A 14,945-nucleotide genomic window follows, 5' to 3' on the forward strand; every position below is an offset into this window, starting at 1 on the left:
TCTATCAGACTCTTTCGTGTCCGATTCCCGGTCGAAGCGGGTGTGCTTTCCAGTTCTTCGCTTTCGCGTTTCCCTTTCCGGCGATTCCGACTCTATCAGATCCTTTCGGGCCTGATTCCCAGTCAGCGGGGTCCGTCTTCCCGGCCGTTGGGCCGTTCCGACGAGTGAGACTTTAGCGGAATCCCCGGCCCCGAAGCTAATCGGGTCACCTTCGAACGCTGATTCCCCATTCCGCACATGCACACAGAAAGACATGCGACAGCTGTCGCGTGTTTCGAGTGGTTACTGCGGAATGGCTGTCCGGGGACCGACCGGGGTCGGCACTCACGTCGGACAACTCGGAGCACACTACGGATCGGATCCGGCCGTGTCAACCTACGGGCGGCCGTCCGGTCGGCCGCCGACTGCGCGGAAGGCCGGCGGGTAGTCGCCTGCACTCTGGCCGGGAGCGGCCCGAGGTGCCGGCGCCCGGGGAGCTCGCTGCCGAAGCCCGCCCTGCGCGCCACCTCCGGGCCGGGCAGGTCGGTCCGCGCCAGCAGCTTCTGTGCGGGGACCACCCGCTGGGCGACGAGCCGGCGCAGCGGGGTCGTCGCCCAGCGGGTGGCCCGAAGGGGCGGGCGAAGATGGGCCGCCATCCCCGCGTGCACGGCGAGCCCTGCTCCTGTGCGGGGTTCCGCCGGATGGGCGAGCGGATGCGCACGTACGGCCGTGAGGGTGTCCGCCTCCGGGGTCGGTCCGCGGGGGTGGGGTGCTGGATGAACTGTGCCTGCGTGCCCCTACGGGACGGGTCGGTGAGCGTCGACGCCCGAACGTCCCAGCCGTTTCGGCTCCGTGCGCCGTAGGCACCGGTGGGGGGCAGAGGTGGTTCCGGCGGTCGTTCCGCCGATGTCCAGCGGGTGTCCTCCTGGACGAGGAGGCCGTTCCGCACCACGGTGGCTCCCAGGTTCCCTGCGCCCAGCAGCTCGGCAGGTTCCAGCGGGTGACGGCCCGACGGCCGTCCATGAACCCTGCCTGGGCGAGGGCGAACCCGCCGGGGCAGAGCTGCGCGGACCGGGGTGGTCGCGGGTGTCAGGGGGTCGTCCAGGCCGGGGACTGGGACCAGGAGCAGGACGGTCGGGGCCATCCAGGCCGGCGACGGTCGGGGGTGAGGGCCAAGCCCCCGCGTGGGCGCACGGCGCGGACGGTATGGCCCGAACCCGCCGCCGTGTCCCTGCACGGCGGCGGGTTCGCGAGCGTGGTGCGCGGCGAGGAGTGACCGGCCGCGCCGGGGACGGCGGTCAGCCGTTGCCGGAGGCCAGTTCGCGGCTGCGGTCGCGGGCCGCCTCCAGGGCGGCGATGAGAGCGGCCCGGACGCCGTGGTTCTCGAGTTCCCTGATGGCGCTGATGGTGGTGCCGGCGGGGCTGGTGACGGCCTCGCGGAGTTTCACCGGGTGCTCGCCGCTGTCCCTGAGCATGATCGCGGCGCCGATGGCGGCCTGGACGATCAGGTCGTGGGCCTGTGCCCGGGGAAGGCCGAGCAGGATTCCCGCGTCGGTCATGGCCTCCACGAGGAAGTAGAAATAGGCGGGCCCGGAACCGGAGAGCGCGGTCGCCGCGTCCTGCTGTGATTCCGGCACCCGGAGCGTCTTGCCCACGCCGCCGAAGATGGCGTCGGCGTGGGCCAGGTGCTCGGCGGTGGCGTGGCTGCCCGCGGAGATGACGGACATGCCCTCGTCCACGAGGACGGGCGTGTTCGGCATGACGCGTACGACGGGGGTTCCCGCGGTGAGGCGGTCCTCGATGAACGCGGTCGTGATGCCGGCGGCCGCGCTGATGACGAGGCGGTCGGCGGCGACGTGCGGGGCGAGTTCGTCCAGGAGCCGGCCCATGTCCTGGGGCTTCACCGCGAGGATGAGGATGTCGGCGGACTTCGCCGCCTCCGCGTTACTGACGGACTCGACGCCGTAGCGGGTACGGAGCTCCTCGGCCCGCTCGGAGCGGCGGGTGGTGACCAGCAGGTCGGATGCGCGCCAGCCCGCCCGGATCATGCCGCTGAGCAAGGCCTCGCCGATCTTCCCTGTGCCGAGGACTGCGACTGTCTGGGTCATGCGGTTCATCCTCCGGGTGGCGGTAATCGTCGTGGCCGCCATCCTCGCACCGGCCCGTCAGCCGGTGCGGCGGCGGAGGGTGGCCGCTCCGAGGCAGAGGACGAGCAGGGCACAGCCCGCGACGATCAGGATGTCGCGGTAGAAGTCGGCGGTGGCGGCCGTGTGGGTCAGGACCTGGTTCATGCCGTCGACGGCGTACGACATCGGCATGACGTCCGAGATCGCTTCGAGGACGGGGTGCATCCGGTCGCGCGGGGTGAACAGGCCGCACAGGAGCAACTGCGGGAAGATCACGGCCGGCATGAACTGGACCGCCTGGAACTCGGAGGCGGCGAAGGCCGAGACGAACAGGCCGAGTGCGGTGCCCAGGAGCGCGTCGAGCAGGGCGACGAGCAGGAGGAGCCAGGGTGATCCGATGACGTCCAGGCCGAGGACCCACACCGACAGGGCGGTTGCCAGGAGCGACTGGACGACGGCGACGGCGCCGAACGCCAGCGCGTACCCGGCGATCAGATCGCCCTTCCGCAGGGGCATGGCGAGCAGCCGTTCGAGGGTGCCCGAGGTGCGTTCGCGGAGGGTCGCGATGGAGGTCACCAGGAACATGGTGATCAGCGGGAAGATTCCCAGCAGTGAGGCGCCGACGGAGTCGAAGGTCTGCGGGCTGGCGTCGAAGACGTAGCGGAGCAGCGTGATCATCAGGACGGGGACGATCAGCAGCAGCGCGACGGTGCGGGGGTCGTGACGGAGCTGGCGCAGGACGCGGGCGGCGGTGGCCAGGGTGCGGGCGGGGCTCACGGCAGTGGCGGCGGTGTTCATCGGGTCGGCTCCTCGCGGATGGTGGCGGCCTCGTCGACGAGGTGGAGGAAGGCTTCCTCGACGGTGGCGGAGCCGGTCCGGGCGCGCAGCGCCTCGGGGGTGTCGTCGGCGAGGATCTCGCCCTCGCGCATGAGCAGCAGCCGGTGGCACCGCTCGGCCTCGTCCATCACGTGTGACGAGACGAGGATCGTCGTACCCCGCTCGGCGGCGAGGGCGTGGAAGAGGTTCCACAGGTCCCGGCGGAGTACGGGGTCGAGGCCGACGGTCGGTTCGTCGAGTACCAGCAGTTCCGGCGTGCCCAGCAGGGCGACGGCGAGCGAGACGCGGCTGAGCTGGCCGCCGGAGAGGTGTCCGGCGAGGGCATCCGTGTGGGAGGTGAGGTCGACGTCCTGGACGGCGCGGCTGACCGCGTCCCGGCGGGACGCGGCGTGATCGCGGCCGGGCCGCAGTACGGCCGCGAAGTAGTCCAGGTTCTGCCGGACCGTGAGGTCGGAGTAGACCGAGGGGGCCTGGGTGACGTAGCCGACGCGGGGTCGCAGGCCGGAGTGTCCGGCGGGGCTGCCCAGGACGCGGAGGGTCCCGGTGACGTTGGCCTGGGTGCCGACGACGGCCCGCATGAGCGTGGACTTGCCGCAGCCCGAGGGGCCGAGGAGGCCGGTGATCCTGCCCGGCTCGACGGTGAAGTCGAGGCCGCGCAGGACGGTCCGGTCACCTCGTACGACGGTGAGTGCGCGGGCCTCGACGGCTCCCGCGTCCGCGACGACCGAGTAATTCATCATGTGATGAATATGGTCCTGCCGAGGCGCCGCGTCAAGGGATCCGCAGGGACGGTTCCGGGCGAGGCATCACCGGCCGGACGCCATGGAGAACCCCGTGCCGCACACGACGGACACGCGGTCGCGGACGCGGGAGGTACGAGGGGTGGCGGCGGAAGTCCGCTCGGGGCGCTCGACCTTGCCGGTCGGAACAGCGGCGCGGACAGGGGAAACACCGGAGGGGCCATCAGCCACCCGGAGAACATCCGACACTCCGCATCACGTCGTCACGATGCTCGGTCCGTCGACGGCGTCAAGAACCTGGACGGGACGGAGAGGCCGCTCCTCCTGGTCCGGGACCCCGCGCGCGGCGCCCCCTCGGCAAACCGAGTGAGAGCAGCTCGACCCGGTATCCGGGTTCCGCGCCCCAGCGCGTGGCCGTGTCGAACACGCCTGTCAGGCAGGAGATGTCGAGCAGCTCGGTGTCCGGGTAACCGATCACGACCACACGGCGCATCAGCGACCACTGGCGCCCGGAAGACAGGGATCACAGGATTCCAGACACAGTCCGCGCGACGGCCGCTCACCCCGGCAAAGCTGGTGGCATGACAACGACCAGGACCATCGCGTTCGTGCTCTACCCCGGCCTGCCCTCGACTTCGTCGGGCCGCTCCAGGTCATCAGCGCCTTGCAGGAACTCGGACTCGCCTTCGAGGCCGTCACGGTGGCAGCGGCCCGCCAGCCGCTGCCGACGGACAGCTCGGTGTCCGTAACCGCCTCCCACACCGTCACGACGCCTTGAGCACCGCCGCCACGATCGGCCCCGCCGAATCGCCGCCGAGGCCGCCCTGGAGGACCAGGCCGGCGGCGGCCACGCCGCCACGGCAGGCGGTGAACCAGCCGTTGGGTGTGGCCTGGCCGTCGACCTCGGCGAAGCCGGTCTTCGCGCCGTACGCGCACACGGCCGGCGTTGACGAACTCCTCGAACGGCTCCGAGCCGCCGGCTGAGGCTCCGCCACCGACTTCCGGCTCCTGCTTGCGAAGTTCGAACGCATGGCCGTGAATGTGCCCCGGCCGCCCGCTGGCGATCCTCCCTCGCGACGAGTGAAGGCCAGGGCTGTACGCGCCCTCAGCCCCTCGACGGCGGCTTCTCACCAGGGCGGGCCGACTGCTCAGGCTTGAAGATCAACTCATTGCCCCTTCGGCTCGTATCTGGGTCACACCCGTTCTACCTGCGGCCGGGGCGCTTGCCCTTGGTGTTCCTGCGGGCCGCCGGGTTGCCGGTGCGGGTCGAGCGGCGCTTGACGTACTGGGCCATCGCCGTCTCGTACTCCGTACGCCGCAGCTTCTCGCCCGGTGCCTCGGTGAAGGAGCGGAAGAAGTAGGCGAGCAGCGAACCGACGAAGCCGATCGACTTGAGGCCGCGCAGCCGGTCCTCGCCGGACGGGTCCGCGGGGCGGCGGCCGAAGCCCTCCCAGGTCCTGCGGAAGGCGATGGCACTGCAGACGGCGAACATCAGCACGACGAGCATGCCGACGAAATCTCCGACTTCGGCGATCTCCAGCCCCTGGTACGCGAAGCGGAGTACGAAGCACGACGCCACCGCGGCCACGAGGGAGCCCGCGGTGACCCCCGCTCGGCGCAGTGCGTAGCCGCCGTCGTGGTCGACCCAGGTCGTACCGAAGAAACGGAGAGGTTCGGGCTGAGGCCCCGGTGCCGTGCCGCCGCCGGAGGTCGTGCCGGATGCTTCGCTGTTCTCGCTCACGGGGTCGATTATCCCCGGGCGGGAGGCGGTCGTGCCCGTCGCGGCGCGGCGCGACGCAGCCGTCACCGTCCGTGGGGAGACAGGCGTCCCCGAGGTCATGGGCTTCGGGCTCTCCCGGCCGCCGGCCCGGGACCGCAGCGGCGCTGCCGACGGCGCCTGCCGCCCGGTGGTGTCCGGGCCGCCGACGCGGAAGCGGCGGCCCGGGCGGCCGCGGTCGGGAGCGGCGAGGTCCCGCGGGGCCGCCGCCTTCCTGCCGTGGCGGGCCCGGCCGGCGGTCCCGCGCGGCGCGACACCTTCCCGCTCCCCCGCTCCCCCGCGGGTCACGCGCTGTACTGCGTCGCGGGCGGCTCAGGGGCGGTGGGCCCCGCCCTCCCACGACGTCGGGGGCGGGGCCCGGCCGGGAAGGTCAGGCGTCAGCCGAGTCCGGAGACGTCGCGGACCGCGCCGCGGTCGGCACTGGTGGCCATCGCCGCGTAGGCGCGCAGGGCCGCCGAGATCTTGCGCTCGCGGTTCTTCGGCGTGTAGACGCCGTTCAGGGCCGCGCGGCGGGTGGCGAGCTCCGCGTCGGGGACGAGGAGTTCGATGGAGCGGTTCGGGATGTCGATGCGGATCCGGTCACCGTCCTCGACCAGCGCGATCGTGCCGCCGGACGCCGCCTCGGGCGAGGCGTGCCCGATGGACAGGCCCGACGTGCCGCCGGAGAAACGGCCGTCGGTGACGAGCGCGCAGGCCTTGCCCAGGCCGCGGCCCTTCAGGAACGACGTCGGGTAGAGCATCTCCTGCATGCCGGGGCCGCCGCGCGGGCCCTCGTAACGGATGACGACGACGTCGCCCTCCTTGATCTCCTTGCGGAGAATCTTGTCGACGGCGTCCTCCTGGGACTCGCAGACGACGGCCGGACCCTCGAAGGTCCAGATCGACTCGTCGACGCCCGCCGTCTTCACGACGCAGCCGTCCTCGGCGAGGTTGCCCTTGAGGACGGCCAGGCCGCCGTCCTTGGAGTACGCGTGCTCCAGGTCGCGGATGCAGCCGCCGGCCGCGTCCATGTCGAGGGTGTCCCAGCGCTCGGACTGCGAGAAGGCGGTCGCGGAGCGGACGCAGCCGGGAGCCGCGTGCCAGAGCTCGACGGCCTCGGGCGACGGGGAGCCGCCGCGGATGTCCCAGTTCTTCAGCCACTCGGCGAGGGTGTCGGAGTGGACCGCGTGCACGTCCTCGTTGAGGAGACCGCCGCGGTGCAGCTCGCCGAGGAGGGCGGGGATGCCACCGGCCCGGTGGACGTCCTCCATGTAGTACGTACCGCCGGGGGCGACGTTGGGGGCGACCTTCGACAGACAGGGGACGCGGCGGGAGACCTCGTTGATGTCGTCGAGGTCGTAGTCCAGCTCGGCCTCCTGCGCGGCGGCGAGCAGGTGCAGGATCGTGTTGGTCGAGCCGCCCATGGCGATGTCGAGCGCCATGGCGTTGTCGAACGCGGCGCGGGTGCCGATGGAGCGCGGCAGGACCGTCTCGTCGTCCTGCTCGTAGTAGCGCCTGGTGATCTCGACGACTGTGCGGCCGGCCTCCTCGTACAGCGCCTTGCGGGCGGTGTGGGTGGCGAGGACCGAGCCGTTGCCGGGAAGCGAGAGGCCCAGGACCTCGGTCAGGCAGTTCATCGAGTTGGCGGTGAACATGCCGGAGCAGCTGCCGCAGGTGGGGCAGGCGTTCTCCTCGATGCGGAGGATGTCCTCGTCGGAGATGCTCTCGTCGACCGCGTCGCTGATCGCGTTGACCAGGTCGAGCTTGCGGACGGTGCCGTCCACGAGGGTGGCCTTGCCGGCCTCCATCGGACCGCCGGAGACGAAGACCGTGGGGATGTTGAGGCGCATGGCGGCCATCAGCATGCCCGGGGTGATCTTGTCGCAGTTGGAGATGCAGATCAGGGCGTCGGCGCAGTGGGCCTCCACCATGTACTCGACGCTGTCCGCGATGAGGTCGCGGGAGGGCAGGCTGTAGAGCATGCCGTTGTGTCCCATGGCGATGCCGTCGTCCACCGCGATGGTGTTGAACTCGCGGGGCACCGCGCCCGCCGCCTTGATCGCCTCGGAGACGATCCGGCCGACCGGGGCGAGGTGGGTGTGACCGGGGACGAACTCCGTGAAGGAGTTGGCCACCGCGACGATCGGCTTGCCGATGTCCTCGCTCGCTACACCGGACGCGCGCATCAGGGCGCGGGCGCCCGCCATGTTGCGGCCGTGGGTGACAGTGCGGGACCTCAGCTGGGGCATCGTCGCTCGCTCCTTCGACAGAAAAGACTGCCTCCGAGCGTACGCCTCTCGTGCCAAGATCTGGACATGCTGTCCGGAATGCGGGACAGGATGCTCAGCGGGCGGGCAGGGCCGACGCCCCGCCCGTTCCCTGCCGCCGCGCGTTCACACCGCCGGAAGCGCCAGCACGCGTCGCCCGTGGAGCACGGCCAGCCGTTTGCCGCCGGCGACCACGTACCACGGGTCTATCGACCCCGAGCCGTCGTTGTACGTCCAGCGGAGGGTGCCGCTGCGCACGTCGTAGGCCTGGACGCCGCCGTTCTCGTCGAACTCCGTCGCCGCGTACAGAGTGTCCCCGACCTGGGCGAACTGCAGCGGGACCGAGACCTCGCCCAGATCGGCGTTGTGCCACCGCCGCTTGCCGGTGGCGGGATCGACGGCCCAGAGGGCGTGGGCGCTGTCCGAGGCGTAGAGCACGCCGTCGAGAACGGTCGGGCCGTTGAACGTGCCGAACTCCTCGGTCTCCAGGGCCCAGCGCTCGGCACCGTCGTCGAGCGCGAACGAGCGCAGGTGCCGGCCGTCGGCGACGTACACCGCACCGTCGTGGGCGGCGATCCTGTCCCAGTTGGACCTGCTGATCTTCTTCGTCCACAGCTGCCGTCCGGTCGCGGTGTCGCGGACGGTCAGGTTCTCGTGGTGGTCGGTGTAGACGAGGCGGTCGCCCAGCACCGTGGGGGTGATTCCGTACTCCTCGGTCCCGGCGTCCCGCTGCTCGTTCCAGACGGCCTTGCCCGTACGGATGTCGACGGCGGCGATCACGTTCCGCCGGGAGCTGAGGTCCTTCTCCAGAATGCCCGCCAGCACGTACACGCGTTCGGTGTCAGCGCCGATGGGCCGGGGCTGGGAGTACGCGCCGTCCAGGCGGCTGCGCCATGTCTCCTTGCCGGTGGCCGGGTCGAGACCCACGAGGTCGCCGTCGTACTCGCCGCTGGCCAGATAGAGCGTGTCCCCACCCATGATCAGCCGCGCACCCGGCTGGGCGGCACCCGGCAGCGACCACAGCTTCTCGCCGGTGGCGAGGTCCCGTGCCGTCAACGGGTCGTCGGCGATCAGCACCACGTCCCCCACGACCGCCAGCACCTCGTCGCTGCCGAGGGAGCCCACCCCGGCGGCCTCCTGCCACAGGGCACGGGGGGCGCGCCCGGCCGGCGGAGTCGTGAACGCGTCCCCGCCGCCCTTGCCGCCCCCGCCGGGCTTCGGCTTCCCCGTGCCGCCGGAGGCACCGGTCTCCTCGGGGCCGCACGCCGCGGTCACCGCTCCCACCAAGGCGAGGCCCAGCCCCGCGCCGGCCATCCTCAGCAGCCGTCGGCGGGGCATGGCGCCGTCTGCGGCGTACCCGTCCGGCGTGCGTATGTTCCGAGTCGTCACGGTTCGTCTCCCACCATCGTCTTCACCCCGAGCGGTCCGGCTCACGGGTCCCGGACAGCCAACCATCGGTATCCGGCCATGACGGCGCCTGATACCGACTCGCGACAACGTTGTGAAACGACCGGCACAGCGGTCACACAGGCAGGACCGCTGTCATGCGCCGGCCAGATACCGCTGGATCGTGGGGGCCACCATCGCGATGATCTTCTCCGGGTCGGCCGACGCCAGCGGTTCCGCCCGGATGACGTAGCGCAGGATCGCGATGCCGATCATGTGGGAGGCCGCGAGTTCCGCGCGGAAAGTGGGGTCCGGTACGTCGAGCTCCGCCGCGATCCGCTCCAGCAGCCGGCGCAGCACGAATCCGCGCAGCACGTTCGCCGCCGCCTCGTGCGTGAGCGCGGAACGGAGGACGGCCAGCAGCGGCCCCCGGGACACCGGGTTCTCCCAGACCCCGATGAAATAGCGGGCCAGCCGCTCACCGACATCCCTGGAGGGGCCGTCCAGGATCGCGGGGATGACGACTGCGGGCTCGAAAGAGAGTTCGACGGCTGCGGCGAAGACCTCGTCCTTCGTACCGAAGTAGTGGTGGACCAGGGCCGCGTCGACGCCCGCCGCCTTGGCGATGCCCCGCATGGACGTCCTGTCGTAGCCTCGTTCGGCGAATTCGGTCCGGGCCGCCTCCAGGATCCGGGTCCTGGCGTCGGGGCCCGCGGCGCCCGGGGTGCGTGCGGGGCGGCCCCGGCGCCGGGGGGCCGGGCCGTCCGTGGCGCCGGGCGTCACGGGCGGGGGGCCCGCGCCGACGACGCCAAGTGGAGCCGGGTGAAGGCGAGCGCCTCCGCGAGGTCGGCCTCGCGTTCGGCCGACGACATGGCGCGGCGCGTGTTGACCTCGATGACCACGTGGCCGTCGAAGGCGGTACCGGCCAGCCGCTCCAGCAGCTCGGCGCACGGCTGGTCGCCGCGGCCCGGCACCAGGTGCTCGTCCTTGCCCGAGCCCCTGCCGTCGGCGAGGTGGACGTGGGCCAGCCGGTCACCCATCCGGTCCACCATGGCCAGGCCGTCGGTGCGCGCGGTCGAGGTGTGCGAGAGGTCCACGGTGAAGTGGCGGTAATCGTCCTGGGTGACGTCCCACGCGGGGGCGTACGCGAGCATCTCGCGGTCCCGGTAACGCCACGGGTACATGTTCTCCACGGCGAACCTCACGTCGGTCTCGTCCGCCATGCGCCAGATTCCGTTGACGAAGTCGCGGGCGTAGGTGCGCTGCCAGCGGAAGGGCGGGTGGACGACCACGGTCGACGCCCCGAGCTTCTCCGCCGCGGCCCTGGCCCGCTGGAGTTTGACCCACGGGTCCGTCGACCAGACCCGCTGCGTGATCAGCAGACAGGGCGCGTGAACGGCGAGCACCGGAACCTGGTGGTAGTCCGAGAGCCGCCTGAGCGCCTCGATGTCCTGGCTGACCGGGTCGGTCCACACCATGACCTCGACGCCGTCGTAGCCCAGGCGCGCGGCGATCTCGAAGGCCGTAGCCGTCGACTCCGGATAGACGGAAGCCGTCGACAGGGCGACCTTCGCATCCGGGATGCGCACCACTGGTTCTGCCACGTTGACAGGGTACGGGCAGCAGTGGGGCGCACCCGGGGTTCCCCGGCCGAAAGTGACCAGGGCCATGACGGGCCGGACGGCCCTCAGGCGAGCGACACCTGCCCCTGGGGCAGGTGGTCCAGACGGCGCAGGATGACTCCCTCGCGCAGCGCCCAGGGACAGATCTCCAGCTCCTCGACCGCGAACAGGTCCATCGCCGCCTCGGCGACCAGCGCCCCGGCAAGCAGCTGCCCGGCCCGCCCCTCGGCGACCCCGGGCAGGCGCCCGCGCTGCTCGACGGTCATCGCCGACAGCTTGGGCACCCACTCCTCCAGTGCCTTGCGGGTGAGTACACGCTGCACGTACAGCCCGTCGGCGGAGCGTGCGGCACCACCGATCCTGGCGAGCTGCTTGAAGGTCTTCGAGGTCCCCACGACGTGGTCGGGCGGCCCCAGCCGGGCGAACTCGCCGACCGTACGCGCGATGCCGGCGCGGACATGGCGGCGCAGCGCCCGGATGTCCGACGGGTCCGCCGGATCGCCCGGCAGCCAGCCCGCCGTGAGACGGCCGGCCCCGAGCGGCAGCGAGACCGCGGCGTCGGGCTCCTCGTCCAGCCCGTACCCGGCCTCCAGCGACCCGCCGCCGATGTCCAGGACCAGGAGCTTGCCCGCCGACCAGCCGAACCAGCGGCGGGCGGCCAGGAACGTGAGCCGGGCCTCCTCCTCACCACTGAGTACGGCGAGGGCCACTCCCGTCTCGTCCCTGACCCTGGCCAGCACCTCGTCGGCGTTGCGGGCCTCGCGCACGGCCGAGGTGGCGAAGGCCAGTACGTCCTCGCAGCCCTTGTCCTCGGCGGCCTGGAGAGCGTCGGCGACCGTGGACACGAGCCGGTCGACACCCATCGGGCCGATGGCGCCGTCCCGGTCGAGGAGTTGGGCCAGCCGAAGCTCCGCCTTGTGCGAGTGTGCGGGCAGCGGGCGGGCGCCGGGGTGCGCGTCGACCACCAGCAGATGAACCGTGTTCGACCCCACGTCGAGGACTCCGAGTCTCATACCCGGAACGCTACTGCGGCGGGGGGCCGTGGCCGACCGGCAGTGCGAGGGCGGCGGCGTGGGTTCGGCACGCGTCTTCTCCCGCCCGCCGGTTGCCGCCCGGCCTTACTCTGGGCGCGTGCCAAAGACGAAAAAGGCGAAGCCGGACAAAGCCACGAAGAAGCAGAGAACGAAGCAGGAGATGCCGAAGCCGGAGACACCCGGGCCGGACGGGCCCGACGAGAAGGGGCTCGACTTCGCGCGGGCCTGGGTCGAATTCCCCGACCCCGCCGACGACGAGCAGGTCTTCCGCTGCGATCTGACCTGGCTGACGTCCCGGTGGACCTGCATCTTCGGCAGCGGCTGCCAGGGCATCCAGGCGGGCCGCGCGGACGACGGGTGCTGCACGCTGGGCGCGCACTTCTCGGACGAGGACGACGAGAAGCGGGTGGCCGGGCACGTCGCGCGGCTCACACCGGAGCTGTGGCAGTTCCACGACGTCGGCACGAAGACCGGCTGGGTCGGCGTCGACGAGGACGGCGAACGCCAGACCCGGCGCTGGGAGGGCTCCTGCATCTTCCAGAACCGGCCGGGGTTCGCGGGCGGCGCGGGCTGCTCCCTGCACATCCTGGCCCTGCGGGAGGGCAAGGAACCGCTGGAGACCAAGCCGGACGTGTGCTGGCAGCTGCCGGTCCGGCGGACGTACGACTGGATCGACCGGCCCGACGACACACGCGTGCTCCAGGTGTCGATCGGTGAGTACGACCGACGGGGCTGGGGGCCGGGCGGGCACGACCTGCACTGGTGGTGCACCTCGGCGACCTCCGCCCACGGGGCGGGTGAGCCGGTCTACGTCACCTACCGCCCCGAGCTCACCGAGCTGATGGGCACGGAGGCGTACGCCCGGCTGGTCGACCTGTGCGAGCAGCGGCTCTCCTCACTGCTGCCGATGGCCCCGCATCCGGCCGACCCCGGGTAGCCGTGAGCCGTGAGCCGCCCGGCCCGAACCGCCCGGTCCGGGCCGTGGTTCCCGGCGCGGGTATGGCACGTGGGCCGGTACGCCACCTGGGCGGGGTGTGACGGTAGGGCCGGTAGGCAGGACGGCCTGTAGGCAGGCACCGACGTCCTGCCGCCCGGACCGGCCGTCGGTCCGGACGGCAGGACGGACCGGCCGTCGATCCGCGCGCCGTCAGCCGGGCGGCTGCGACGTCCCGCCGGTGTCCGTCGCCGACCCGGACGGCGGCCCGGACGGCGGCGGTTCGGGTGACTCGTCGGTGGGAGACGCTGTGGGGTCGGGTGAGCCGGGCGGATCGGTGGCCGGGGGGTCCGTCGCGGGGGGTGTTGTCGGGTCCGTGGGATCCGGCGGGCCGGTGGGTTCCGTCGGCTCCGGGGGGTCCGTCGGGCCGGACGACGGGGGCGGGGACGAGGGGCCAGGAGAGTCGGGCGAACCGGGGGAACCGGGGGAGCCGGGGGAACCGGGGGAGCCGGGGGAACCGGGGGAACCGGACGACGGGTCCGGAGCCGGCCCCGGCTTTCCGGGGACCGGGGCCGTGACGCCGGACCCGGTGATCGCCACCACGGACCTGGACGGGGTGAGCAGGACGCGCGCGCTCCAGGGGCCCTCCGGCTCGGCCGTCCGGTCGACGCGGACGTACAGGGTGACGCTCCGGCCAGGGGCGAGCGTGCCGAAGGAGCGACTGAGACTCAGCCAGGGGGCGTCCGTCCTGGCCGACCAGGCGACCGGTTCGCTGCCGAGGGCCGTCAGCGTGATCGCCGTCAGGCCTCCGGAGGAGCGGGCCGACACCTCCAGCGTGCCGGAGCCCCGGTGGCCGCTTCCCCCGCTCACGACCTCCGCCGAGACGTCCGGCCTCCGGGCGTCGCCGGGAAACCATCCGCGGCCGTCGGGGCCGGCGTTGCCCGCGTTCTCGTACTCCTCGTAGGGAGTGCCGCCGGATCCCGCTTCCCCGTCCGCGTCCGTCGCCGTGACCGAGGCCCCGTCGCGCCCCTCCCCGGTCAGCGGCGCCCCCCGGTAGGCGGCCCACAGGGCGATCACCGGGGCGGCCACCACCGTGGCCACGACCGTCGTCGTCACGACCCGAGCGCGCAGCCGGTCCCGGCGCGCGGCATGGTCCTTCGGGTCGAGGGGGAAGCCCGTCCGGCCGAAACGCGGAGCGCCCGGCCTGGTCCGTCTGGCCTGGGCCAGGGCGACCCGCACGGAGGGGCGCGGAGCCTCCACGACGGGCAGCGCGGCGGCCGGAGTGACGCTCGCGCCGGGCCAGGGCCCGGCCGCACCCGCCCGCTCGGCGGCCCGACGGCACCGCGGGCAGTCGTCGACATGCCGGACGAGCTCACGGCGCAGGGCCGCGGAGAGGAGCACCCGGTGGCTGCCGACGAGCCGGGCGACCGTGGCGCAGTCACCCCTCTCCACCACGGCGAGGGCAGCGCGGGTGCGTTCCACCTCGCAGGCCGCGGCGGCCAGCAACTCCCGGGCGCCGGCGGGGTCGAGGCCGAGCACGGCCGCGACCGCGCGCGGTGTGAGCCCGTGGCGGACGGCGAGCTCCAGCGCCTCCCGCTGCTCCGGGGTGGTGCCCGCGGCCTCCGGCCAGGCCAGCCGCGCGAGTTCGCGCCGACGGGCTTCCGCCGCCGGGGACTCCGCGCTCCCGGGGCCGGCCGCCGCGTCGGTGGCGGTGCGGGCGCCGGCGGACGGAGCCGGTACGGGGAGCGGCGGGGCGGCCGTACGGCGATGGGCCTGCCGGCCCCGCCTCCGCTCGGTGAGGGCGCGCAGACACGTCCACCTGGCCAGGGCGTACAGCCAGGATTTACGTTCCTCCTCGGCCGCGGGGCACCGGCCGTCCTGCCGTTCCGCGAGCGCGAGGACGGAGCCGAGCGCGTCGGTGGCCGCCTCGTGGTCGCACAGCACGGAGAGGCAGTAGGTGAACAGGCCGTCGAGGTACGGCTCGTAACGTGCGGACGTGCGCGGTCCGGACGGGCGGGGCGCCCGTCGCTGCGCCCGGTGTGCGCCGGTGGTGTGCGCGGAGATCTCCAGCCTGCTGCTCGTCACCTGGCGACCGTAGGCAGGTCTCGGCCGCTCCCTGGTGCCCCTTCCCCGTAATTAACGCTTACGGGTGAACGTATCCCGTGATAGGGGACAGGAATCCCCTATTCCCCTGCATGAGCGGCATCGGACTCACGTTCGCCCTTCGCACCGGCGGACCGGACTGTCGGACCTCCCCTATACGG

Annotated in this window: 12 protein-coding genes; 1 reads left to right on the forward strand and 11 read right to left on the reverse strand. The window is 72.5% G+C overall.

Features of this window, described 5'->3' with window-relative positions; all coding sequences use genetic code 11:
- Positions 1-1,277: 1,277 nt before the first annotated feature.
- From proC to ACH4VO_RS23915, 10 genes are all read right to left on the reverse strand, one after another.
- Entirely contained in the window at positions 1,278-2,087 is an 810-nt protein-coding gene (gene proC, locus ACH4VO_RS23870; protein WP_360991040.1) for a pyrroline-5-carboxylate reductase, read from the reverse strand.
- 57 nt (positions 2,088-2,144) lie between these two features.
- Positions 2,145-2,903 carry an ABC transporter permease gene (locus ACH4VO_RS23875; protein WP_360991043.1) on the reverse strand — a complete coding sequence of 253 codons (759 nt, stop codon included), beginning with the start codon at positions 2,901-2,903 and terminating at the stop codon, positions 2,145-2,147.
- Positions 2,900-3,682: an ABC transporter ATP-binding protein gene (locus ACH4VO_RS23880; RefSeq protein WP_360991046.1), complete on the reverse strand. Its 783-nt coding sequence runs from the start codon at positions 3,680-3,682 to the stop codon at positions 2,900-2,902. The genes ACH4VO_RS23875 and ACH4VO_RS23880 overlap by 4 nt, the downstream gene beginning before the upstream one ends.
- Before the next feature lie 764 nt (positions 3,683-4,446).
- The gene (locus ACH4VO_RS23885; RefSeq protein WP_360991487.1) at positions 4,447-4,620 is read right to left on the reverse strand and encodes a hypothetical protein; all 174 of its coding nucleotides are present in this window, start codon (positions 4,618-4,620) and stop codon (positions 4,447-4,449) included.
- A gap of 266 nt (positions 4,621-4,886) precedes the next feature.
- Positions 4,887-5,423 carry a hypothetical protein gene (locus ACH4VO_RS23890; RefSeq protein WP_360991048.1) on the reverse strand — a complete coding sequence of 179 codons (537 nt, stop codon included), beginning with the start codon at positions 5,421-5,423 and terminating at the stop codon, positions 4,887-4,889.
- Positions 5,424-5,836: 413 nt separating this feature from the next.
- The gene (ilvD, locus tag ACH4VO_RS23895; RefSeq protein WP_360991051.1) at positions 5,837-7,687 is read right to left on the reverse strand and encodes a dihydroxy-acid dehydratase; all 1,851 of its coding nucleotides are present in this window, start codon (positions 7,685-7,687) and stop codon (positions 5,837-5,839) included.
- 144 nt (positions 7,688-7,831) lie between these two features.
- Positions 7,832-9,094, reverse strand: coding sequence for a PQQ-binding-like beta-propeller repeat protein (locus ACH4VO_RS23900; protein ID WP_360991053.1), 1,263 nt, complete (start codon positions 9,092-9,094; stop codon positions 7,832-7,834).
- 153 nt (positions 9,095-9,247) lie between these two features.
- Positions 9,248-9,874 (reverse strand): TetR family transcriptional regulator, encoded by a 627-nt coding sequence (locus tag ACH4VO_RS23905; RefSeq protein ID WP_360991056.1) that lies wholly within the window; start codon positions 9,872-9,874, stop codon positions 9,248-9,250.
- On the reverse strand, positions 9,871-10,695 hold the full coding sequence (locus ACH4VO_RS23910; RefSeq protein ID WP_360991059.1) for a sugar phosphate isomerase/epimerase: 825 nt from the start codon (positions 10,693-10,695) through the stop codon (positions 9,871-9,873). Before ACH4VO_RS23910 ends, ACH4VO_RS23905 begins: the two co-directional genes overlap by 4 nt.
- An 83-nt stretch (positions 10,696-10,778) precedes the next feature.
- Positions 10,779-11,726, reverse strand: a complete 948-nt coding sequence (locus ACH4VO_RS23915) for a Ppx/GppA phosphatase family protein (RefSeq protein WP_360991062.1) — start codon at positions 11,724-11,726, stop codon at positions 10,779-10,781.
- A gap of 118 nt (positions 11,727-11,844) precedes the next feature.
- Here ACH4VO_RS23915 and ACH4VO_RS23920 point away from each other — a divergent pair, with 118 nt between their 5' ends.
- The gene (locus tag ACH4VO_RS23920; RefSeq protein WP_360991065.1) at positions 11,845-12,684 is read left to right on the forward strand and encodes a hypothetical protein; all 840 of its coding nucleotides are present in this window, start codon (positions 11,845-11,847) and stop codon (positions 12,682-12,684) included.
- A gap of 210 nt (positions 12,685-12,894) precedes the next feature.
- Here ACH4VO_RS23920 and ACH4VO_RS23925 read toward each other — a convergent pair whose 3' ends face one another.
- Entirely contained in the window at positions 12,895-14,766 is a 1,872-nt protein-coding gene (locus ACH4VO_RS23925; RefSeq protein ID WP_360991067.1) for a hypothetical protein, read from the reverse strand.
- Positions 14,767-14,945 lie beyond the last annotated feature (179 nt).

This window comes from Streptomyces sp. NPDC020780 (assembly GCF_044334475.1).
Taxonomy (GTDB): domain Bacteria; phylum Actinomycetota; class Actinomycetes; order Streptomycetales; family Streptomycetaceae; genus Streptomyces.